The 22038-nt window shown below is 69.9% G+C and carries 18 protein-coding genes and 1 tRNA gene; 11 read left to right on the top strand and 8 right to left on the bottom strand.

Translation table 11 applies throughout. The features are described 5' to 3' along the window. Positions 1-6: 6 nt before the first annotated feature. Positions 7-3024, bottom strand: a complete 3018-nt coding sequence (locus C4T42_RS26750; protein WP_103986156.1) for a bifunctional [glutamine synthetase] adenylyltransferase/[glutamine synthetase]-adenylyl-L-tyrosine phosphorylase — start codon at positions 3022-3024, stop codon at positions 7-9. A gap of 407 nt (positions 3025-3431) precedes the next feature. Here C4T42_RS26750 and C4T42_RS26755 point away from each other — a divergent pair, with 407 nt between their 5' ends. From C4T42_RS26755 to C4T42_RS26800, 10 genes are all read left to right on the top strand, one after another. Next, positions 3432-4142: a histidine phosphotransferase family protein gene (locus C4T42_RS26755; protein ID WP_103986157.1), complete on the top strand. Its 711-nt coding sequence runs from the start codon at positions 3432-3434 to the stop codon at positions 4140-4142. A gap of 104 nt (positions 4143-4246) precedes the next feature. After that, positions 4247-7009: a hybrid sensor histidine kinase/response regulator gene (locus C4T42_RS26760; protein ID WP_103986158.1), complete on the top strand. Its 2763-nt coding sequence runs from the start codon at positions 4247-4249 to the stop codon at positions 7007-7009. Between the two features lie 92 nt (positions 7010-7101). Then, positions 7102-7620, top strand: coding sequence for a chemotaxis protein CheW (locus C4T42_RS26765; protein ID WP_103986159.1), 519 nt, complete (start codon positions 7102-7104; stop codon positions 7618-7620). A gap of 11 nt (positions 7621-7631) precedes the next feature. Then, on the top strand, positions 7632-8024 hold the full coding sequence (locus tag C4T42_RS26770) for a response regulator (RefSeq protein ID WP_012320961.1): 393 nt from the start codon (positions 7632-7634) through the stop codon (positions 8022-8024). Positions 8025-8082: 58 nt separating this feature from the next. Further along, positions 8083-9300, top strand: a complete 1218-nt coding sequence (cheB, locus tag C4T42_RS26775; protein ID WP_103986160.1) for a chemotaxis-specific protein-glutamate methyltransferase CheB — start codon at positions 8083-8085, stop codon at positions 9298-9300. After that, on the top strand, positions 9297-10160 hold the full coding sequence (locus C4T42_RS26780; protein WP_020094379.1) for a protein-glutamate O-methyltransferase CheR: 864 nt from the start codon (positions 9297-9299) through the stop codon (positions 10158-10160). The genes cheB and C4T42_RS26780 overlap by 4 nt, the downstream gene beginning before the upstream one ends. Before the next feature lie 248 nt (positions 10161-10408). Next, the gene (locus C4T42_RS26785) at positions 10409-10993 is read left to right on the top strand and encodes a hypothetical protein (protein WP_244603286.1); all 585 of its coding nucleotides are present in this window, start codon (positions 10409-10411) and stop codon (positions 10991-10993) included. A 119-nt stretch (positions 10994-11112) separates the two neighbouring features. Continuing rightward, complete coding sequence (locus tag C4T42_RS26790) at positions 11113-12129, top strand: asparaginase (protein ID WP_091981130.1); 1017 nt, start codon at positions 11113-11115, stop codon at positions 12127-12129. A 347-nt stretch (positions 12130-12476) separates the two neighbouring features. Next, the gene (locus C4T42_RS26795; protein WP_020094383.1) at positions 12477-13274 is read left to right on the top strand and encodes a tetratricopeptide repeat protein; all 798 of its coding nucleotides are present in this window, start codon (positions 12477-12479) and stop codon (positions 13272-13274) included. Positions 13275-13578: 304 nt separating this feature from the next. Beyond that, on the top strand, positions 13579-14112 hold the full coding sequence (locus tag C4T42_RS26800) for an isochorismatase family protein (RefSeq protein ID WP_091928113.1): 534 nt from the start codon (positions 13579-13581) through the stop codon (positions 14110-14112). 32 nt (positions 14113-14144) lie between these two features. On the opposite strand, the gene C4T42_RS26805 is transcribed toward C4T42_RS26800, so the two are convergent. The 5 genes from C4T42_RS26805 to C4T42_RS26825 all read right to left on the bottom strand — a co-directional run bounded on the left by C4T42_RS26805 (position 14145) and on the right by C4T42_RS26825 (position 17667). Then, complete coding sequence (locus C4T42_RS26805) at positions 14145-14741, bottom strand: sigma-70 family RNA polymerase sigma factor (protein WP_020094385.1); 597 nt, start codon at positions 14739-14741, stop codon at positions 14145-14147. Further along, the gene (locus tag C4T42_RS26810) at positions 14738-14995 is read right to left on the bottom strand and encodes a NepR family anti-sigma factor (protein ID WP_042671734.1); all 258 of its coding nucleotides are present in this window, start codon (positions 14993-14995) and stop codon (positions 14738-14740) included. The genes C4T42_RS26805 and C4T42_RS26810 overlap by 4 nt, the downstream gene beginning before the upstream one ends. Positions 14996-15319: 324 nt before the next feature. Next, a complete protein-coding gene (locus C4T42_RS26815) occupies positions 15320-16078 on the bottom strand; it encodes an SDR family oxidoreductase (protein ID WP_020094387.1) in 759 nt (252 codons plus the stop codon). A 17-nt stretch (positions 16079-16095) separates the two neighbouring features. Next, complete coding sequence (locus tag C4T42_RS26820; protein WP_042671735.1) at positions 16096-17310, bottom strand: ABC transporter substrate-binding protein; 1215 nt, start codon at positions 17308-17310, stop codon at positions 16096-16098. A gap of 282 nt (positions 17311-17592) precedes the next feature. Continuing rightward, positions 17593-17667: transfer RNA gene (locus C4T42_RS26825), tRNA-Thr, on the bottom strand. A gap of 211 nt (positions 17668-17878) precedes the next feature. Here C4T42_RS26825 and C4T42_RS26830 point away from each other — a divergent pair. Beyond that, the gene (locus C4T42_RS26830; RefSeq protein ID WP_103986162.1) at positions 17879-18130 is read left to right on the top strand and encodes a hypothetical protein; all 252 of its coding nucleotides are present in this window, start codon (positions 17879-17881) and stop codon (positions 18128-18130) included. A gap of 2468 nt (positions 18131-20598) precedes the next feature. Here the strand turns inward: C4T42_RS26830 and C4T42_RS26840 are convergent. Together C4T42_RS26840 and C4T42_RS26845 are read right to left on the bottom strand one after the other, a co-directional pair. Beyond that, the gene (locus C4T42_RS26840; protein WP_020094389.1) at positions 20599-21255 is read right to left on the bottom strand and encodes a class I SAM-dependent methyltransferase; all 657 of its coding nucleotides are present in this window, start codon (positions 21253-21255) and stop codon (positions 20599-20601) included. Positions 21256-21605: 350 nt separating this feature from the next. Further along, a complete protein-coding gene (locus C4T42_RS26845; RefSeq protein WP_020094390.1) occupies positions 21606-21983 on the bottom strand; it encodes a hypothetical protein in 378 nt (125 codons plus the stop codon). Positions 21984-22038: the final 55 nt, after the last annotated feature.

Consider the following 22038-nt stretch of genomic DNA (forward strand, 5'->3'; position numbering starts at 1 on the left):
GCCGCCTCATCGGCGCTCCGGCGGCTCCCGCGCGGCGGCCGGCATCCGCGCCGGAATCCGAACCGTCCGCCGGATCCGCGCCAGCAGGGCTTGGCTCCGGCGGCGGTGGCGGCGCAGTTCCGCCGCGAGGCCGCGCGCGTCCGGGAGTCCCACGGCCTTGGCGATCTGCCGGGACGCGGTCTCTGACGGCTCCGCGGCGGGATCGGTCATCACGAGCCGCTGCCACTGGTAGACGGCGTCGAGGAAGCCGTAGGTCTCGGCGAGGGCCTCGCCCGCCGCCGCGGGCAGGAGGCCGCGCGCCGCCGCCTCGCGGAAGAGCGACTCCGCGCCGAGGCCGATGCAGCCGGGCCAGTCGTGCGCGTGGCTCAGCACGATGGCCTGGGCGAGGAAGTCGAGGTCGAACAGCGCGCCGGGAGCGAGCTTCAGGTCGTAGGGGCCGGCATGGCCCCGCTCCCGCGCGACCAGGGCCCGCATCGCGCCCGCCTCGGCGCAGACGGCGGCGGTCTCGCGCGGCTGCCGGAGGATTCCGGCGATCGCGGCCGTGACGTCGGCCGCCAGGGTGGCGTCGCCGGCGACGACCCGGGCGCGCGCGAGCGCCATGTGCTCCCAGAGCTCCGCCTCGCCGCCGTGATAGGCCGCGAAGCCGCTGAGCTGCACGGCGGGCGGGCTGTGGCTGCCGTAGGGCCGCAGCCGCAGGTCGACCGCGTAGAGCCGGCCGCGCCGCGTGGCCGTGGTGAGCGCCGCGAACACGCGCTGCGCCAGCCGGTTGTAGGCCACCACGGCGTCGAGGGGACGCCGTCCGTCGCTGGTGCGGTTCTCCGGGTCGAAATCGTACAGGAACACGAGGTCGAGGTCGGATTCGGCGCTGAGCTGGCGGGATCCGAGGCGGCCGAGCGCCAGGATGCAGCAGCGCCCCGCCGGCACCGCGCCGTGGTCCAGGGCGAACCGGCGCTCCTCCGCCTCCAGGCTCAGCGCCACCGTGGCCTCGGCGATCGCCGCGTAGGCCTCCCCGGCGTGGCGCGGGGTGAGGATGCCCGACAGCAGGCGGGCCCCGGTGACGAAGGCCATCTGCCGGGTGGCGTCCCGGCAGCGGTCGAGGCTCTCCTCGTGGCTCGCCGGCTGGCCCAGGAGCGACCGGTACTGCGCGCGGACCTCGTCGGGATCCGTGGTCGGCGTCACGAAGTCGGCGTCGAGCACGGTGTCGAGGACGTGCGGGCTCAGGCCGACCGTGTCGGCGAGGCGCGGCGCCGTCCCCAGGATGTCGGCGAACAGCAGGCGCAGGCGCTCGTGCGAGCGCAGGATGGCGAGGAGTTCGGCCACCGCGGGCATGCGCGCGAAGGCCCGGTCGAGGGCGAGGAGCGCCGCGTCGGGGTCGGCGGTCCCGCCGAGCGCGCGCAGCAGCGCCGGGAGCATCTCGGCGAGGATCTCCCGGGCCCGGCCGGTCCGCAGGGCCGGGCGGCGCCCGAGATGCCAGCTCTGCACGGTCTCCCAGGCCAGGGCCGGGTCCCGGAACCCGAAGGCGCCGAGCCGCGCCAGGGTCTCGGGATCCGGCTCGCTCTCGCCGAAGACCAGGGCGGCCCCGTCGGCGCCGGCCTCCGGCTCCGCCTCGAACAGCAGGGCGTAGTGTGCCTGGACCCGGCCGGCATGGCGGAGCAGGGCCGCCTCGAAGGCCGGCAGGTCGGGGAAGCCCGCGAACAGGGCGAGCGCGGTCAGCGCCTCGGTCCCGGTGGGCAGGCGCTGGGTCTGCTCGTCCCGGATCATCTGGATCCGGTGCTCGAGGGTGCGCAGGAACGCGTAGGCCGCGGAGAGCTCGTCCCGGGCCCGCCCGTCGATCCAGCCCTCCGCGACGAGCTCGCCGAGCATCGCGACGGTCCGGCGCCCGCGCAGGGCGGGCTTGCGGCCGCCGAAGACGAGCTGCTGGGTCTGGACGAAGAACTCGATCTCCCGGATGCCGCCGCGGCCGATCTTGATGTCGTGGCCGCCGACCGCGATGGTCTCGTGGCCGCGGACCATGTGGATCTGCCGCTTCAGGGCGTGGATCTCGGCGATGGCCGGGAAGTCGAAGTGCCGGCGCCAGATGAACGGCGCGAGTTCCGCCAGGAAGGCCTCGCCGGCCGGGATGTCGCCGGCGATCGGCCGGGCCTTGATGAAGGCCGCGCGCTCCCAGTTCTGGCCGAGCGTCTGGTAGTAGTCGAAGGCGAAGCCGGTGGAGAGCGCCACCGCGGTCGAGCCCGGGTCCGGCCGCAACCGGTAGTCGATGCGATGGACGTAGCCGTCGGCGGTCCGGTCGGCCAGGAGCTTCACCAGCCCCTGCGCCAGCTTGACGAGGAAGGGCTTCGGATCGCCGCCGGTCGCCGCGGCAGCGGGCTCGGCCTCGTAGAAGACGACGAGGTCGATGTCGCTGGAGTAGTTCAGCTCGCAGCCGCCGAGCTTGCCCAGGCCCAGGACGATCAGGCCCGACCCGTCCTGCGGCGCCTCCGGATCCCCGGGCCGGTACCGCCCGGTCGCCATCCCCTGCCGGAGGAGCGCCTCGACCGCCCCGCTCACCGAGGCGTCGGCGAAGGCCGACAGGGCGCCGGTCACCGCGTCGAGGTCCCAGCAGCCGCCGAGATCCGCCAGGGCGACCAGGAGGGCGTGGGCCTCCCGGTTGGCGCGCAGTTGACGACCGACCTCGGCGAGGTCGGGATTCGCCCCGCAGGCGGCGCCGACGGCGCGCTGCCGCGCGATGATGTCCCGGCTCGCCGCGTCCGGCGGCTGTTCCAGCAGGGCGACGAGCCGCTCGGGCGACCGGGTGGCCGCCCGCCAGAGGAAGGGGGAATGATCCGCCAGGCCGAGGAGCAGGTCCCGGCAGGGCGGCGTCAGGAAGCCGGCCGGCAGCGCCGGCGCGAGCTCGGCGAGCCGGGCCCGCGCGGCGTCCGGGTCGGCGAGCCCGAGCCGGGGGCGCAGGCCCGCGCGCAGCGTCGTGGCTGACCCGGCGGCCGCTCCCTTCGCCGCTCCGTTCGGAAGACCGGTCTCGTCTCGCATGCCGCATCCTCCCTGGCGCGACGGGGCCGGCATCGTAGCCGACCGGGCCGCCCGTGTCCGGTCCGGCGCACAGGGCTCAAGGCGCCCGCCGCGCGCTCACGAGGCGGCCTGGACCGGGCAGCGGCGACGCGTTCGCGGCCGCGCGGACCCGGAATCGGGGCCCGTCCCGTCCTTCCGTCCGATCCGGTAACGCTTTTCAAAGCCGACCGTGGCGTCTATCCGTGCGGACCGGTCGTCGCCCCCGGTCCGGCCCGCGGGCCGCGCGGGATCCTTTCGGGCGACTCGATCGCCGCAGGGGCGGCCGAGGACCGGGCGGCCGAGAACCGGGCGGCCGGGAACCGGCAGCCCCAATCGGGGTCCCGGCCCGCAGACGTCCGCACCTCAGATCCGCCCGCCCGGAGCGCACCATGTCCTCCCCGACCTCGCCCACCCTGACTCTCGACGGCCTCGACCTCGCCGCCCTGCTCTGCTCCCGCGTCTGCCACGACGTGATCAGCCCCGTCGGCGCGATCGTGAACGGGCTCGAGGTCCTGGAGGACGACCAGGACGAATCGATGCGGACCTTCGCCCTGGAGCTGATCGGGAAGAGCGCCCGTCAGGCCTCGGCGCGGCTGAAATTCGCCCGCATCGCCTTCGGGGCCGCCGGCTCGGCCGGCGCCTCGATCGACCTCGCCGACGCCGAGAGCGTGGCCAAGGGCATGTTCTCCGACGACAAGACCAAGCTGACCTGGAGCGCCCCGCAGGCGCTGTTCCCGAAGAACAAGGTCAAGCTCCTGCTCAATCTCGTGATGGTCGCCACCTCGGCGATTCCCCGGGGCGGCCTGATCGACGTCGTCGTCTCCGGCGACGGCGAGGCGCCCACGCTGGTGCTGAAGGCCAAGGGCTCGCATGCCCGCATCCCGCCCCACGTCGAGGAGCTGATGGCCGGCAGCCCCGAGAGCGGCACCGTCGACGCCCACGGCATCCTGCCGTTCTACGCCGGCCTCGTGGCGCGGGCCGCCGCCATGGATGTCCGCTTCGCGATCGAGGGCGATGAAGTGACTATCACCGCCACGCCCGCAGTGATCGACGCGCCCGAAGACCGCGATGGAGAGGCTTCGGACACGGCGCTGGCGTGAAACTCTGAAAAAGGTGCCGCGCGGGGCCGGGATGGAAACGCTTCCCTAACCCCGCGCGAGTAAGTAGGTTGCGCGAGACCTTCTCCGCGTAACGAGTAGCGCCTATGGACGACCTGCTTCGCGAGTTTCTGACCGAGAGCGGGGAGCATCTCGACACGGTCGATGCAGAATTGGTTCGATTCGAGCAGGATCCGAACAACGAGACTATTCTGCGGAACATTTTCCGACTCGTGCACACGATCAAGGGAACCTGCGGGTTCCTCGGCCTCCCTCGGCTGGAAGCTCTGGCGCACGCCGCCGAGACCTTGATGGGTCGCTTCCGCGACGGGCTGCCCGCCACGTCGGATTCCGTCACCCTGATCCTGCTGACGCTGGACCGGCTGAAGGCGATCCTGGCCGATCTGGAGGCCACCGGCACGGAGCCCGCGGGCTCGGACGACGACCTCATCTCCGCCCTGGAGCGCATGGCCGAGGGCTCGCCCGAGGCCGCCGCCCCGCCGCCGCCGCCCGAGCCGGTCCTGCCCGATCCGGTGGTCCGCGAGCTGAAGCCCGGCGAGGTCTCCCTCGACGACTTGGAGGCCGCCTTCCTGGCCGCCCCCGGTCCGGACGAATCGGACTTCCTCCCGCCGCCGGCCCCCGTGGCCGCGACGCCCGCCCCTGCGGCCGCCGTCGCTCCGGCCCCGGCCCTGGCCCCAGCGCCCGCCGTCAGCGCGGCGCCCAAGTTCGAGAAGAAGCCCGAGCCCGTCGAGGCCGAGAAGACCGAGAAGGCCGAGCCGGCGCGCGCCGAGAAGGTCGAGGGCGCCGAGGGCGAGACGACCGCCGCCGCCAAGAACCAGACCATCCGGGTGAACGTCGACACGCTCGAGCACCTGATGACGATGGTCTCGGAGCTGGTGCTGACCCGCAACCAGCTCCTCGAGATCGCCCGCCGGCACGAGGATTCGAGCTACAAGGTCCCGCTGCAGCGCCTGTCGCACGTCACGGCCGAGCTGCAGGAAGGCGTCATGAAGACGCGCATGCAGCCGATCGGCAACGCGTGGCAGAAGCTGCCGCGCGTGGTGCGCGACCTCTCGGCCGAACTGGGCAAGCAGATCGACCTCGTGATGGTCGGCAACGAGACCGAGCTCGACCGGCAGGTCCTGGAGGTCATCAAGGACCCGCTGACCCACATGGTCCGCAACTCGGCGGATCACGGCCTCGAATCGACCGCCGAGCGCGTGGCGGCGGGCAAGCCCGCCCGCGGAACGATCCGCCTCGCCGCCTACCACGAGGGCGGCACGATCACGATCGAGATCGCCGACGACGGCAAGGGCCTGAACCTCGCGGCCATCCGCAAGAAGGCGGCGGAGCGCGGGCTCGCCTCCCAGGCCGATATCGAGCGGATGACCGACGCCCAGGTCGCCAAGTTCATCTTCCACGCCGGCTTCTCGACGGCGGCGGCGGTGACCTCGGTCTCGGGCCGCGGCGTCGGCATGGACGTGGTCAAGACCAACATCGAGACCATCGGCGGCCTGATCGACATCGCCACCACGGCGGGTCGCGGCACCACCTTCACCATCAAGATCCCGCTGACGCTGGCGATCGTGGCCGCCCTGATCGTCCGGGCCGGCGAGCACCGCTTCGCCCTGCCGCAGGTGGCGGTGTTGGAGCTGGTCCGGGTCGATGCCGGGGCGCAGCGGGTCGAGCACATCAACGGCGCGCCGGTGCTGCGCCTGCGCGAGCGGCTGCTGCCGATCGTCTCGCTCACCGGCCTGCTCGGGCAGTCGAGTCCGGGCGCCGAGACGGACCAGGCCGGCTTCGTGGTGGTCGCCCAGGTCGGACGCGAGCGCTTCGGCATCCTCGTCGACGAGGTCTTCCACACGGAGGAGATCGTCGTGAAGCCGATGTCGGTGAAGCTGCGGCACATCCCGATGTTTGCCGGCAACACGATCCTCGGCGACGGCGCCGTGGTGCTGATCGTCGATCCCAACGGCGTGGCCCGCCAGGTGGCGCAGGGCGTCCAGGGCAGCGGCGGCCACATCGACGCCGACGCCGACGAGGCGGTCGAGATGGCCGACACCAAGACCACGCTCCTGGTGTTCAAGGGCGGCCAGGGCAGCTTCAAGGCGGTGCCGCTGTCGCTGGTCACCCGCCTCGAGGAGATCGAGTGCGCCAAGGTCGAGTGGCTCGGCGGCCGCGCGCTGATCCAGTACCGCGGGCGCCTGATGCCCCTGGTCCCGGCCGACGCGGCGATCACCATCAAGTCGGAGGGGACGCAGGCCCTGGTGGTGTTCTCCGACGGCGAGCGCGCCATGGGCCTCGTGGTCGACGAGATCGTCGATATCGTCGAGGAGCGCCTCGACATCGAGATCGCGGCCGACCGGTCGGACCTGATCGGCTCGGCGGTGCTGCGGGGCCGGGCGACCGACATCATCAACATCGCCCACTTCCTGCCGCTGGCCTACGACGACTGGGCGCGCGGCCTGAAGCGGCCCGAGCAGATCTCCACGGTCCTGCTGGTCGACGACTCGGCCTTCTTCCGCGACATGCTGAGCCCGGTGCTCAAGGCCGCGGGCTACCAGGTGGTCACGGCGTCGAGCGCCGAGACGGCCCTGTCGACCCTCCAGTCCGATCCGCAGATCGAGGTGGTGGTTACCGACCTGGAGATGCCGGGCCGCAGCGGCTTCGACCTCGTCGCCGCCATGCGGCGGGCCGAGCCGCGCGTCGCCGGGCTCCCGGTGATCGGCCTCACCGGCGCGATCGGCGCCGACGCGGTGGAGAAGGCGCGGGCGCTGGCGATCAGCGACCTCGTGGCGAAGTTCGACCGCAGCGGCCTGATCTCGGCGCTGGCCGAGATCGGCGCCGCCACGGTGTCGAAAGCCGCCTGAGCCGCCGCGCCGCCCGCCCCAGGGCGATCGACCCAGGCCGATCGACCCGAGCCCACCGCGACGATCGCGACGAACGAATCCGGAGAGTTCCGATGCAGGCTGCCAACGCCAACACCAGCGGCGCCCCCACCAGCGGCGCCGAGACCGGCGCCACCGACGACTTCGTCACGGTCTTCGTCGGCGAGACGCTGTTCGGTCTGGCGATCGAGCGGGTCCACGACGTCTTTGTCCCTTCCGGCGTGACGCCGGTTCCCCTGGCGCCGGCCGAGATCGTCGGCCTGCTGAACCTGCGCGGCCGGGTCGTGACGGCCATGAGCCTGCGCCGGCGCCTGGGCCTGCCCGACGCGGAGGCCGAGGCGGACGGCACCAAGGCCAGCCCGAAGATGGCGATCGGCCTGGAGCAGGCCGGCGAGACCTTCGCGCTGGTGGTCGACGGGGTCGGCGAGGTGCTCAAGCTCGGCGCCGACAGCCGCGAGGCGGTGCCGATCAACCTGGATCCGCGCTTCCGCGACCTCGCCACCTGCGTCCACCGCCTCGACGGCCGGCTCCTGGTGATCCTCGACGTGGACGCGCTCCTCGGCTTCACGCCCGCCGGCGCCAAGGCGGCTTGAGGGAGAGGTCGATGAAGGCGCCCCACGAGACCACCTGCCTGGTGGTGGACGATTCCGCGGTGATCCGGAAGGTCGCCCGGCGGATCATCGAGGATCTCGGCATGAACGTCAGCGAGGCCGAGGACGGCAGCGCCGCCCTAGAAGCCTGCGCGGCCAGCATGCCCGACGCGATCCTGCTCGACTGGAACATGCCGAACATGGACGGCTACGCGTTCCTCCAGGCCCTGCGCCAGAGTGAGGGCGGGGGCGCGCCGAAGGTCCTGTTCTGCACCACCGAGAACGACGTCGGGGCGATCGCCCGCGCCCTCCGGGCGGGGGCCGACGAGTACATCATGAAGCCCTTCGACCGCGACATCCTGACGGCCAAGCTCGAACAGGTCGGTCTCGTCGCCGACGCGGCCTGATCGCCCGCTCCCTGACCCGCGGCCCGAGCCCCGCGACCCTGCACCCGAGGCAATCATCATGGCCCTGAGTCCCGCGGTCGCCCCGCTGCGCACGCCGCCAACCCAGAGCACGACCTCATCGGCCACGGCGATCCGTGTGCTCGTGGCCGACGACTCGGCCGTGGTGCGCGGCCTCGTGGCCCGCTGGATCGGCGAGGCCGGATTCGAGCTCGTCGGCACGGCTTCCAACGGCCGGATCGCCCTGGAGCTGATGGCCAAGCACGACCCGGACGTGGTCCTGCTCGACATCGAGATGCCGGAACTCGACGGCACGACCGCGCTGCCGCGCATGCTCGCCATGAGCCCGAGCGTGCAGGTCGTGATGATGTCGACCCTGACGACGCGCAACGCCGATATCTCGCTGAAATGCCTCGCCCTCGGCGCGGTGGACTACATCGCCAAGCCGGAGAGCAGCCGCGGCGTCACCACCTCGGACACGTTCCGGGTCGAGCTGATCGAGCGCGTCCGCGTGTTCGGCTCCGCCCGCGCGCGGAACCGGCGCCCGTCCGCCGCGCCCGCCGGCCACGCGCCGGGCTACCACGCCGCGCCCGCGCCGGCGGCCGTGCCGGCCGCGGCGCATCCGGCGCCGGCCGCCGCGGCGCGCCCCGCGACTCCCTTCACGCTCCGGCCCAAGGTCCGCAACCGGACCCAGCCCCGCGCCCTGCTGATCGGCTCCTCCACGGGCGGCCCGCGGGCCGTGGGCGAGATGCTGGAGGGCATCGGCGCCGCCGCCCTGCGGCGCCTGCCGGTCCTGATCGTCCAGCACATGCCGCCGATCTTCACGGCGGTCTTCGCCGAGCATCTGGCCACCCGCACCGGGCTCCCGGCGGCGGAGGGCAAGGCCGAGGAGCGGGTCGAGCCGGGCCGCATCTACGTCGCCCCGGGCGGCCGCCACATGGGGCTGGCCGGCGGGGCCGGCGGCCCGATCATCAAGCTCACCGACGGCCCCCCGGTGAATTTCTGCCGCCCCGCGGTCGACGTCCTGTTCAAGGACGCGGCGGTGGTGTTCGGCGCCGCCACCGCGACCGTGATCCTCACCGGCATGGGCTCGGACGGGACCAACGGCGCCCGGGCGCTCACCGAGGCCGGCGGCCCGGTCCTCGCTCAGGACGAGGCCACCAGCACGGTCTGGGGCATGCCGGGCAGCGTCGCGCGGGCCGGGCTCGCCGAGGCCGTGCTGCCGTTGCCCGAACTCGCGACGGCGCTGCGCGCCCTGATCACGGGGCAGCCGGCATGACCGAGCTCGAGTTCGAATTCCTGCGCACCTTCCTGAAGCAGCGCTCCGGCCTCGCGCTGACGCCGGAGAAACGCTACCTCGTGGAGAGCCGGCTGACCCCGGTCTGCCGCCGCTTCGGCCTCGCCAGCCTCGGCGACCTGATCGGCGCCCTCAAGCTCGCCCAGAACAGCACGATCGAGCGGGCCGTGGTCGAGGCCATGACCACGAACGAGACCTTCTTCTTCCGCGACCGGATCCCCTTCGACCTGTTCCGCGACACGCTCCTGCCGGACGTGCTGGCGCGCAATGCCGGCCGCCGCCGGCTGCGGATCTGGTGCGCGGCGGCCTCGACCGGGCAGGAGCCGTACTCGCTGGCCATGCTCCTTCAGGAGGCGGCGCCGCGGCTCGCCGGCTGGCAGGTGGAGATCGTCGCCACCGACCTGTCCACCGAGGTGATCGAGAAGGCCAAGCTCGGGCTGTACAGCCATTTCGAGGTCCAGCGCGGCCTGCCGGTGCAGTGGCTGATCAAGTACTTCACCCAGGTCGGCGAGCAGTGGCAGATCGCCCAGAGCCTGCGCAGCATGGTGGATTACCGTCAGCTCAACCTGCTGCACAGCTTCGCCTCGCTGGGCCAGTTCGACGTGATCTACTGCCGCAACGTGCTGATCTACTTCGACGCGCCGACCAAGTCCGACGTCTTGGCGCGGCTCGCGGCGCAGCTCGCCCCGGAGGGCGCGCTGCTGCTCGGCGCCGCCGAGACGGTGATCGGCCTGACCGACCGGCTCTCGCCGAACCCGAAGCACCGCGGCCTCTACGGCCACGCCGAGGCCGCGGCGCGCCCGGCCGAGGCGCCGCCGCTGCGCATGGCCGCGAGCCTCTGAGCGGCGCGACCGGTATCCCCGGTCGCGCCCCGGCTCCGGGCCGTCCCCGAGTCCGCTAGCGCGACGGGAATCCGGGCGATCCCGGAAACGCGGCCTTAAGAACCGCGTGGGTAATTTGCACACGGACCCGCCGCCGGGCGAATCCGGCTCATCCGTGACCCGAGCCCCCCATGAGTACCGTCTCGTCCACCGCGACAGCACAGCTCGCCGCGCAGCGATGGTCGCCGCCTGCGTCGCCCCAGACCCGGATGTCCGACACGATCAGCAGCGCGCTGTCGGCCGGCACGATCAGCAGCACCGACGCGACGGCCCTCGCGGGCGCCTTGAGCAGCATCGATAGGAGCCTGTCGTCGACCAGCGCTGCCTCGACCAGCGCGACGAGCCGGTCCGGGCTCGACCCGTCCTCGATGAAGGACCGGATCGACGGCCTGATCGCCGATCAGGTCAGCAGCGGCAGCCTCACCGCCGACCAGGCCACGGAGCTGAAGAACCTGTTCGCCAGCCACGGCCGGAGCACCCAGAGCGCGGACGCCACTGGCGACGGGACTGGCGACGTCGCCGGCCCGGACGGTCCGCCGCCGGGGCCCCCGCCCGGCCCGGCGCCGACGGACGCTGCGGGCAGCGCCGGGAGCGGGGCGTCGGTCTCCGCGTCGGCCTCGACCTCGACCTCGACTTCGACCTCGACCACCGACGCGGCGCGCACGACGAACGACCTGCTATCCACCTTCATCCAGCAGCTCCAGAGCGGCCAGTCGGGCCGCGTCGGCTACGGGGCGAGCGGCACCGCCAACAGCGGCGCCGTCTCGGCGCTCCTCCTCGACTTCCGCAGCTGAGGCCGGGGACGCGCCCGGCGGGCCTCCCGCCCGGTGCATCGCCCGCCTGCGCGCGGCCGGGGTCGACCCCGGCCGCGCGACGCGGCATCACAGCGCCGGACAGGCACGGGAGAGACGGCATGGCGGCAGGAGCGGGGACCGGATTGCCCAAGGTCGCGTTCATCGGCACAGGCGGGACGATCTCGTCCCTCGGCCGCGATGCCCTCGACATCCTCGACTACACCGCCACCGACCGGCGTCTCGAGGCCGGCGCGATCCTGGACGCAGTTCCGGAACTCGCGACAGTCGCCGCGGTGGTGCCGGTGCCGTTCCGGGCGGTCCCGAGCCCGGCGATCGGGTTCGCGGAGTGGCGCGACCTCGTCCGGCTGTGCGAGCGCCTCGCGTCCGAGCACCCGGACCTCGCCGGCATCGTCATCGGGCACGGGACCGCCACGCTGGAGGAGACCGCCTACGCCCTCAGCCTCACCCTGACGGTGGATCTGCCGGTGGTGCTGGTCGGCTCGCAGCGGCCGATGAGCGCCCTCTCCACCGACGCCAAGCTGAACCTCGTGGCGGCCGTGCGCACGGCCGCGGCGCCCGCCTCCCGCGGGCGCGGCGTGCTGGTGGTGCTCAACGACGAGATCCAGGCGGCCCGCGAGGTGACCAAGACCTCGGTGGCCCGGCTCCAGACCTTCCGGACCCCGGATTTCGGCGTGCTCGGCCACGTCGACGGCGAGTCCGTCCGCTACTACCGCCGCTCCGAGCGGGCGCACGCGCCGGGCACGCCCTTCGACATCCGGACCCTGCCGGCGCTGCCGCGGGTCGACGTCGCCTACGGGTACGCCGACGCCGACGGCACCGCGGTCCGGGCCTTCCTGGCCGCGGGCGCGCGCGGCCTCGTCGCGGCCGGTCTCGCGCCGGGCATGACCCCACCCGCCGAGGCCGAGGCCCTGGAGGCGGCGGCCGCCGCCGGGATCGTGGTGGTGATGTCGACCCGGGCCGGCAGCGGCGTGGTCCCGCTCACCACCCGGCTGCGCAGCCGCGGCATCCTCAGCGCCGACAACCTCACCCCGCAGAAGGCCCGGATCCTGCTCGCCCTGGCGCTGACCGTCACGGCGGAGCCCGAGGCGGTGGCGCGGCTGTTCGCGACCTACTAGCGACGCGTCCCGGGACCGGTCGCCCGCCCCGCCGAGCCCTCAACGCCTCCTTCCGGCCGGTCCCGCACGGTCCCCGCCGCGCGCGAACCCTGTCGCGGCCCGTGGCGCGCGCCGGCGATGTCGGCCGACCATGCGGGCCGCATGTGCGATTTGGTCCAGAAAGTCCTGCCGGGCCCGGATAGGTCAAGGATCAGTCCGGTGCAGTCCAGCCGAAGGGTTTTTCGCCCGTAAGACTGTCAGCGGACGAAGAAGGTTCGGGAACACGCCTTCAGCATTGCGGAAGATGCTCGGGATCGGCTTCCGCGCAGGGCATGACCGTTCGCGTGCCCGCACAGGGATTCACGGCCATGCGCGCGACATCCATCGTCTCCATGTCTCTGGCGCTCTCGGTCCTGTCCGGGCTGGGCGCACAGGCGGAGACCGCCGGGAGCCTCTCCACGACGACGGCCGTCAGCGGCAGCGCCGCCGCGATGTACAATCTCGGAATCCTCTACATCAACGGCCAGGGCGTGAAGCAGGATTTCGGTACGGCCGGACGCTGGTTCGAGAAGTCGGCCGCCGGCGGTGACGTCGACGCCATGCTCAACCTCGGCAGCCTGTACTACAACGGCCAGGGCGTGAAGCAGGACTACGCCGCCGCGGCGGCGTGGTTCGAGAAGGCCGCCCTGGCGGGCAACGCCGAGGCCATGAACAACCTCGGCAGCCTCTACGATGCCGGCCAGGGCGTGACGCAGGACTACGCCACCGCGCGCAGTTGGTACGAGAAGGCGGCGGCCGCCGGCGCCGCGTCGGCCCTGTACAATCTCGGCCTACTCTACGCCAACGGTCAGGGCGTCGGGCAGGATTACGGCGCGGCCGCGTCCTGGTTCGGGAAGGCCGCCGCCGCCGGCAACGTTGACGCGATGAACGCCCTCGGCAGCCTGCACCTCAACGGTCAGGGCGTGAAGCGGGACGCCGCCGCGGCCCGCCGCTGGTTCGAGCGGGCGGTCGCCGGCGGCAACGTGGACGCGATGAACAATCTCGGTTTCCTCTACGTCAACGGTCGCGGGGTGAAGCAGGATTTCGAAGCCGCCCGGCGGTGGTTCGAGAAGGCCGCCGGCGGCGCCGCGGCGGCGAACATCCCCGGCGACATCGCGCTCCGCTAGAGCCGTTCCCTGTCGGTTCGGGACGGAGGCGACCGCCGGGGTTGTGCCGAACGAGGCACCGGTGCCCTCTTCCGCGAGGGAGAGGGAGCCTGGCGCGGCTGCCGGGACCGGAGTCGCCGCCCTTCCCAACCGTCGCAAAACGATCGGGAGCGGCTCTAGGGCGGGGTCGCGGTCGGGGCGCGCACGTGTCATGCCTGCGGGCGCGGTCCCCACCGGACCGGATGGGGCGAGGATACGGCTCGGATGGGGCCAGGATGGGCCCCCTCCGTCTCCGACGCGACCCGTCCGCAGGGACCAGACATCGATGCCGCTGATCGACCCCGCCCGCTCGCTCCTCCTCGTCATCGACGTTCAGGCCCGGCTGATGCCGACGATCGCGGAAGGGGACGGGGTCGTCGCCAATGCGGGCCGCCTCCTCGCCGCCGCGCAGCTGCTCGACGTCCCGGTCCTGGTCACCGAGCAGAATGCCGGCGGCCTCGGGCCGACCGTGCCGGCCCTGGCGCCCGAGCCCGGGACGGCTTTCGCGAAGATGAGCTTCGGCGCGACCCGGACGCCCGGCTTCCTCGAGCGCCTGCCCGCGGACCGCGACCTCGTGGTCAGCGGCTGCGAGGCGCATGTCTGCGTGCTGCAGACGGTTCTCGGGCTGCGCGAGTCCGGCCGCCGCGTCGCCGTGGTGGCCGACGCCGTGGGCTCGCGGCGGATCGAGAACCGGGAGGCGGCGCTCGCCCGGATGGCGGCCCACGGCACCGAGATCGTAACGACCGAGATGGTGGCGTTCGAGTGGCTCGGCACGGCGCGGCACAGGCGGTTCCGCGACGTCGTCAGGCTCATCAAGTAGGCGCCGCGGCGGTCCTCGCCGCGGCGCGCGCCTCAGGAGCCGTCGAGGGCCGCGCGGGTCTGCGGATCGGGTCCGATGTCGTCGGTGCCGGTCATGCCCAGCACCTCGATCAGGCGGGTCCGGGCGCGGCTGACCCGGCTCTTGATCGTGCCCACCGCGACGCCGCAGATGGCCGCGGCCTCCTCGTAGGTGAAGCTCTGGGCGCCGACCAGGACCAGCGCCTCGCGCTGGGCCGGCGGCAGCCGGTTCAGCGCGCTCTGGAACTGCGCCATCTCCATCCGGATCTCCTGCTCGGGGAGGGCGGTCAGGCGTCCGGCATGGAGGCCGTCGGCGTCCTCCACCTCGCGCTTGCGCTTGCGCTGCTCCGAGTAGAACAGGTTCCGCAGGATCGTGAACAGCCACGCGGTCAGGTTGGTCCCGCGGCGGAAGCTTGCGGCGTTGACCCAGGCGCGCACGAGCGTGTCCTGCACGAGGTCGTCCGAGCGGTCGAGGTCGTAGGTCAGCGAGAACGCGAAGGCCCGCAGCGCCGGGATCGCCCCCAGCAGGAGGTCGCGCATCTCCGCGTCGGCGCCCCGGGGGGCCGGACCGGATCCGCTCCCCGCGGGGGCGGCTTGCAGCATCAGGGTCATCGCGAGGCCTCCGTGTCGGAGTGTGCGGCGAGCTCGTCGAGCAGCGTCCGGAGCCGGTCCGGGATCGGCAGGGCCAGGACGCCCGCGTAGTGCAGGCGCAGGCCGCGCCCGATCCGGTCCCGCGCGCCGTCGTCGATCGGCCGGCCGGGTCCGCCGACCGGCACCGGGCGTGATGCGGCCGCGGCGCCCGGTCCGGCCGGGTCCGCCGCGCCGGCGGAGCCCGGAATCCCTGGATCGTCCTCGGTCCCTGACATGGTCGCGCCCCCCGGTCGTGCGCGATGGGGCCCCGAGGGGCCCGGCGGTCCGCCGGACCGTTGTCCCCATCGGTTCGGCGAAGACGCGTCTCATCGCCTTCCGGCAGCGCTGGTAGGCGCGACGGATTTAATCGGTTCTGAACCCCGCATTCATCCAATTTTAATCTTGAAATAGCCCAGCTTGCGCCGAATTTAGTCCATAAAGTCTCAGATACAATTCAGAAATACTTGTGTTCAGCTTGGCCGTGGCGACACTCGTCCTCCGTGCCTGAACGCGGGATGAGCGCACCGCGCCCCCGGCCAAGCGCGCCGCGACGGCCCCGCTCAGAGCTTCACGCCCTCGAGATAGCCGCGGTTCCAGGTCGGGCTGATCAGGATCTCGTTGACGCAGACGGAGGCCGGCAGGCGGGCGACGAACAGGATCGTCTCGGCGAGATCCTCCGGCTGGAGCATGCGCCCGCGATCCTCCGCGGTGACCGGGACTGGCCGCTTGTCGAGGAGGGGCGTCGCGACCTCGCCGGGGCAGATGCAGCAGGACCGGATGCCGTGCCCGCACTCCTCTTGGTTCAGGCTCTCCGAGAGCGCCACGAGCCCGTGCTTGGCGGCGGAATAGGCCGGTCCCGTCAGCTTGGAGACGTAGCGGCCGGCCCAGGAGGAGACGTGGATGATCAGGCCGCTCCGCTGCGCCCGCATGGTCGGCAGCACCGCCCGCGCCGCGTAGAAGGGGCCGTTGAGATTGACGCCGACCACGGCGTCGATGCCGGCCGGCGTGATCTCGCTCCAGCCGCGCCGCGGCACGTTGAGGCCCGCCGAGTTCACCAGCAGGTCGCAGCGCCGCCACGCGGCGTGAACCGCCTCCCAGGCGCGCTGCACGTCGTCGGCCACGCCCATGTCGGCCGGGGCGACCAGCGCCTCGCCGCCCGCCGCGCGGACCATCTCCGCGGTGCGCGCGAGGGCCTCCTGACCCCGTCCGGTGAGCGCGACCCGCATGCCGGCCCGCGCCAGCGCCACGGCGGCCGCCTGCCCGATCCCGGATCCGGCCCCCGTCACCCAGGCGGCCTGCCCTTCGAGCGCGCGCATCATGGCGTTCGGCTCCCTCCCTACGGCTTGGCGACGAGCGGGCAGCCGCCCTCGGCGAGGGGGCGGAAGGCCTGCTCGGCGGGGATCGTCTCCAGCACCTTGTAGAGGTCCCACGGGCCCTTCGACTCGGACGGCGCCTTCACCTCGAACAGGTACATCGGGTGGATCTTGCGCCCGTCCGCCCGGACCACACCCTTGCCGAACAGCGGGTCGTCGGTCGGGTTGGCCTTCATCCAGGCCATGGTCTTCTGCGGGTCCGTCGACTTCGTCGCCGCCACGGCCTTCAGGTAGTGCAGGAGCCCGGCATAGACGCCCGCGTGGTTCATCGTCGGCATGCTGTTGCCGTTGCGCGGGTAGAAGCGCTCCGAGAAGGCCCGGGTCTCCGGGTTGAGATCCCAGTAGAACGACTCGGTCAGCACGAGGCCCTGCGCGGTCTGCAGGCCGATCGCGTGGACGTCGACGGCGTAGATCAGCAGGGCGGCGAGCTTCTGGCCGCCGTCGGTCAGCCCGAACTCGTGCGCCTGCTTGACCGCGTTGACCGTGTCGCCGCCCGCGTTGGCCAGACCCACCACCTTCGCGCCCGAGGCCTGCGCCTGCAGCAGGAACGAGGAGAAGTCCGTGGCGGGGAACGGGACCCGCGCGGCGCCCAGTACCCGCCCGCCGCCCGTATCGATCACGGCCTTCGCCTCGTTCTGAAGGGAGAGCCCGAAGGCGTAGTCGGCGGTGAGGAAGTACCACGTGTCGCCGCCGCGCTTGAGCATGGCGCCGGCCGTGCCGTGCGCCAGGGCGTAGGTGTCGTAGGTCCACTGGATCGTGTTCGGCGAGCACTGCTTGCCGGTCAGCTCCGTGGTGCCGGCCCCCGAGTCGATGAAGACCTTGTTCTTCTCGCGGGTGACCTGACTCACCGCCAGCGCAACCGAGGAGGTCGGCACGTCGAGGATCGCGTCCACGCCGTCGCGGTCGTACCACTGGCGGGCGACGGCGGCGCCGATATCGGGTTTGTTCTGGTGGTCGGCCGAGACGATCTCGACCTGCACGCCCGGCTCGGTCTTGGCGAAATCCTCGACCGCCATCTGCGCGGCGACGACGGAGCCCTTGCCGCCGGTATCGGCGTAGACGCCCGACATGTCGTTGAGGACGCCGACCTTGACGCGGATCGGCTCGGCAACGGCCGGCCCGGCGAGCGCGGCGAAGCCGATCGCGACCGAGAGCACGCAACTCCGGATCGACGCCATGGCAGACCGTCCTCCGCGGCAGTTTCTGTCTTTCGGCCAGGAGGGCATGCTGGCATCCCAGCGTCAAGCAGCGGTCCGCGACCGGATCCGGGAGCGGTGAGACAGGCCGGCGCCGGATGTGTCGCGGCGGCGGTGCCGACGGAATCGGGCCGGAACTCCCACCCGAGACCGGCCCGTCGCGACATCGGGATCGGCGCGGTGGCGCGGCCTCAGCCGACGCGCTGTGCCGGACGACGGTCACGCCCCACGGGCGCGAGGCCCGGCCTCGGCGATCGAATGTCGTGGTGCCGGCGGAGGGGATCGAACCCCCGACCTTCGGTTTACAAAACCGCTGCACTACCGCTGTGCTACACCGGCTCGCGCTCTGAAACCATTGAGAAAATTGGCGGTTTCGGTGCGTCAGAGGCGCTTTTGACTACGTTTGGGGGCGCTTCGTCAAGGCACACATCTCGGCACGTTCCGTTCATCGTGCATGCGCGCGACCCTTTGGAGTGGGCCGAAGAAGGCCGGCGCCCGAGCGATGCGGGAGGCGGCACAGTTCATGGCAAAGTCCACGGTTTGGGAGTGAATGGCCAAGGAACCCTCGACTCGCCGAGCTGCGCGAGACCGCGAGGTTACCGATCGGGCGATCCGCGCCGTGGTCGTCGCGGTGCTGGCCGACCGCGCCGGCAGGACCTACCCGCTTCCGAAGGATCGGCGCCGTGACATCAACGCGACCATTCAACAGAACACTCGTGCGGCCGTTGCGCGCGCCGCCCACAAGCCGGCTCGAAAGCGCAACATGGTTCGGACCGCGATCCTGCTGGGGCACTCGATATAGGGGTGAGCGTGATAGATCCCGGTGCCGCCCGAGCGGCGACTGTCGAACGCGTAATGGAGCGGTTGAGCGGCTTCGCGCAGGGAAGCGGCGTCAGTGGTAGGGTCGCCTGCCAGATCATCGAATGGGTGATCGCCTCCCCAACCGATCGCCGCAGGCGGAGACCTGTTGGCAAGGCGTGCACGTGCATCCTGATCGCACCCGGGTAGCGGGGTCGACGACGAAACCGCTCGCGACTTGTAGCGGCTTCGCTGGGAGGGATCGTCCTGAGAGGACAGGATCCAGATATCTAGAATGTGCGGTCGATACTGAATTCAGTTTTTGATATTCCTGTTGCTTCCCGTGTGCAGCATACATCTAAATTGACGAGATACCTATCTGCTCTTCAGGTCGTATGCGATACTGTTTTTACATGTATGAAATAGTTTTCCGCAATAAGACATGCACCAGCTTTCGAATTTCATCAACGGACCCCGAAGGGAGAGTGCTCTTTTCTCAATGCAATGCCATGAAAAATAGGCAACCGAAATTATTATCGGGGTCGAAATTAGAAAATTAATCCACCACTGCCGAAGATCCGGAAAAACTGCAGACACTGCCTGTTGTATCGGAAATCCATACAAGAAAATGCCATATGAATAATTTCCGCTTGACACAATTGCGGACCGTGTCGGATTCCGCATCCCCAAATAGATAGTCACGTAGGCGGCAGGAAGTGCGGAGAGGGCATTGAAGATTGGAAGATAAAGAAACCCAACCATGGCAATGGCGCATGCGAAGAAAATCGGGGCGCTATATGGAACTCGATCTCTGACCCGATAGAGGTACGCGCCGTACAGAAAGGATAAGACAAGCACAGGGCCGCGAACAGTCCCTTCGTCAACCTGCGTTCGCGTATAAATGGCGATCATGACTAAGACTTGCATCACCAGGCAGCCGAACAAAATCAGTTTTTCCGATCTGTAGAAACCGATTATATAAAATACAGATATCAATATGTAGCAATACAATTCGTAAGGAAGTGTCCATAATTGCGCGTTCACCTGCGTAGTTGGATTATCAGTAAAGACGCCGGGGAGATAATACCGAACGACGCCTATCATGTTCAAAGTATAGGACCAAAAGCCCGGATCCGTAAAATACTTTGGGAGCGGGTAATACGTGAACAGCGCTCCAATGATCATCATTGCTATTGTCGATTCCACTGCCAGCGCAGGGAAGATGCGAATTAGTCGAAGTCCCAAGAACCCGACGATCGTTCGAGAGCGTTCTAGACTTCCGGAAACGAGGAATCCGCTCAGTGCGAAAAACATGGGAAGTATCATGGCCCATATTGGCCGCGACGGTCCCAAAATGAGCCATCTTTGAGCTTCTATGCCATAAGAAACTATCACAGTGTGCCACAAAACTATCATTGCGGCTAGACCAATTCGCATATAATCGAAGCCGGATGGCCGCCCTTTCGTCAGAAAGAGGCGTTCACTCAGAGTCATCGTTTCCGTCCCTCCCGGAAGCCGGGATTAATATCTTAATCCGGATCGTACCTCTGAATGGGAAATTTTGAAATTATATAGAAGATTACGCTATTGAACGTATCACCATATCCGAATGGCTAACATGTGTGGGCTTCGAGAAGGCTTGATGCCCAGATTCGTCGACGGCCTTCGATATTGCAGAGCGTGCCGGGATCCACTGCCGTGCGCGCGCCTCGCTCGCTGCACGCGCTGGCTCGGTCGGAGGCCTATGGCTAACAATCGGCAATGCGCGCCTGAGCTGGAGTCGGCGGCACGTGGTCGGTGATACGACCGCTCACGCGTCAGTCACCGGCAGATTGCTCACCTGCGTCGTGTCCCGCTGCGTACGAATCGACAACTTGGTGTTCCAGTCGTGCCGACTGACCCGCCCCGCGCACCGGCACCCCTTAAGCAGGGCTTGGTCGGGCCGAGACCGATGGAGGTCGGGACCTCTGTCTAGGCCCGCACCGTGGCGCGCAGGTCCCGCGCGAGTTCGACCCTTGAGCCCGGTGCCGCGTCCGACAGGTCGGGAAGCTCTCGTCGACCGGGTCGATCCCTATCTGCGCGGGCAGGGTTGGTCCGACCCAACGTATCCCTGTCGAGGGTGAAGTTCGTCGAGGGCGCCGCTCGCGCGAGCAACAGGGGCTGTTGCCGTGGATCAGCGCCACGGCGCGGCCGCCGCCGATCCGGTCGGGGTGGCCTGGCCTCCGAGGGAGGGCTCGCCCGGACCGGCAGGCCGCTAGGTCAGCCCAGGCATCGTCCGGTACTCCGCTCGTTCGTATAGAAGCGTAGAAGGCCTCCGATGATCGCATCAACGCGAAGCCCGTTCGCCGTTGGATGCGCGCGAAATGCCGTATCGCTCACATATTCCCTGCCCGTCATTCCGTTCACCGCCATGCGTATGCCGAGCGGTTGCCAATGTGTCAGAAGCGATGGCGATTTCCGGTGCGGATCCCGCTAGACCTCGAACCAGAAGCCGGCACCCTCGTCGCACATGCCCTCACGATGCCTGTACTTGATCGGAGCGATAATGTCGGACGCAGGCTTATAGTAAAACATCATGGCGAGAATGTATTGCTCGTTCCAAAAAAAGCCTGTCGCAATCTCAGGATACTCATATGGCAGATGGATGTCGTGCACATGCACGATCACGCTCGGTCGGAGAAGCGGGTAGATTCGCAGGAAGAAATGCGTCGTGTCGCTGCCATGGAACAGGAGATGGCTGCCATCCAGCATCAGCACATCGCCACCCTTCAGCGATTGAAAGTAGGACGGGTCAACATCGAGGAGGCCGTTAGAAATCCACTTATCCGCAATGTCGCGGACGCTTGAGCGCGGATTGGGGTTGATGCACTCGATCTTGGTGTCGAGCTTGTACTTGCCGATTGCGCGGCGAGCGAATTTCGTACTGTTGCCGCTTCCGACCTCGACATACTGGGCTGGCCTGCGTGTGGCGAGGACAGTCGTCAGGGCCAATGCGTCGCCGTAGCTGAAGTAGCCGTTCGGCAGGAGCGGTGTCCGGCCGTCGAGGTCGCGGTCAGCGACGTCCGAGAAATCGGCGAATTGCTTCATGTCGTCGGCGAACGTTCTGAAGTGCCGGCTCTTGCGCTCCATGCGTTCGCGCAGCCAGGAATATGGCGTTCGATTCAACTCAGTTTTGACAACGTAGTCGCCGTCGAGAGGGAAGCTAGGCCCGGATTTCGATATCCGGGCATGAGCACTCGTCCATTGGTGTAATACGGCACCAATGTATGGGCGCCCTGGAACATTTCGAGCGTTGGATGTGAAATATTATCAATAGTTTCGTTGGTCGGCACAGGCGTACCGGTTCAGACCCGCCGCCACCGCGTGGGGGGCGTTGAGAACGGAAGGTGGCGGGGCGCGCGAGACAGATACTCGGTTCGCAGAAACGGCGTACAAGCGCCGCTCAATCCGAGCCGCGCCAGGATCTGCGCGGCCGGCCCTCAATGGCCCGAGCGGCGGATCAGGCTCTTGAGGCGCTGGTCGGCGGTGTCGAGGCGGTCAGCGATGCCGCGCCGGATGCATTTGCCGACGGAATCGCCGGCGTAGAACCCGACCGTCTGGTCCTGGTTGCGGCAGGACTGGACCGGCGGCCACGCCACCACCCCTGCCACGACCAGCAGCACGACCAGGCAGTCGACGACGAGCCAGCCCTTCCAGCCGAGCCGGAAGCCGCGCCGCCGCTCGGGCGCCCGGTTCCGGCGCGGGGTGCGGTGCGCGCCGTCCGGGCCGACCCGCGCCATGCGAGCGCGGAACTGGGCCTCCTCGAGGGCGTCGGAGGCGCGGCCGGACGAGGCCGGGAGGAGCGGGCGGGTGGACATGGCGGCCTCGCGGAGGTCGGTTCGGAGCGGATCGGCGGAGCGCGGAAGGGCCTTG

This window comes from Methylobacterium sp. 190mf, assembly GCF_900107945.1.
In the GTDB taxonomy this organism is placed as follows: Bacteria; Pseudomonadota; Alphaproteobacteria; order Rhizobiales; family Beijerinckiaceae; genus Methylobacterium.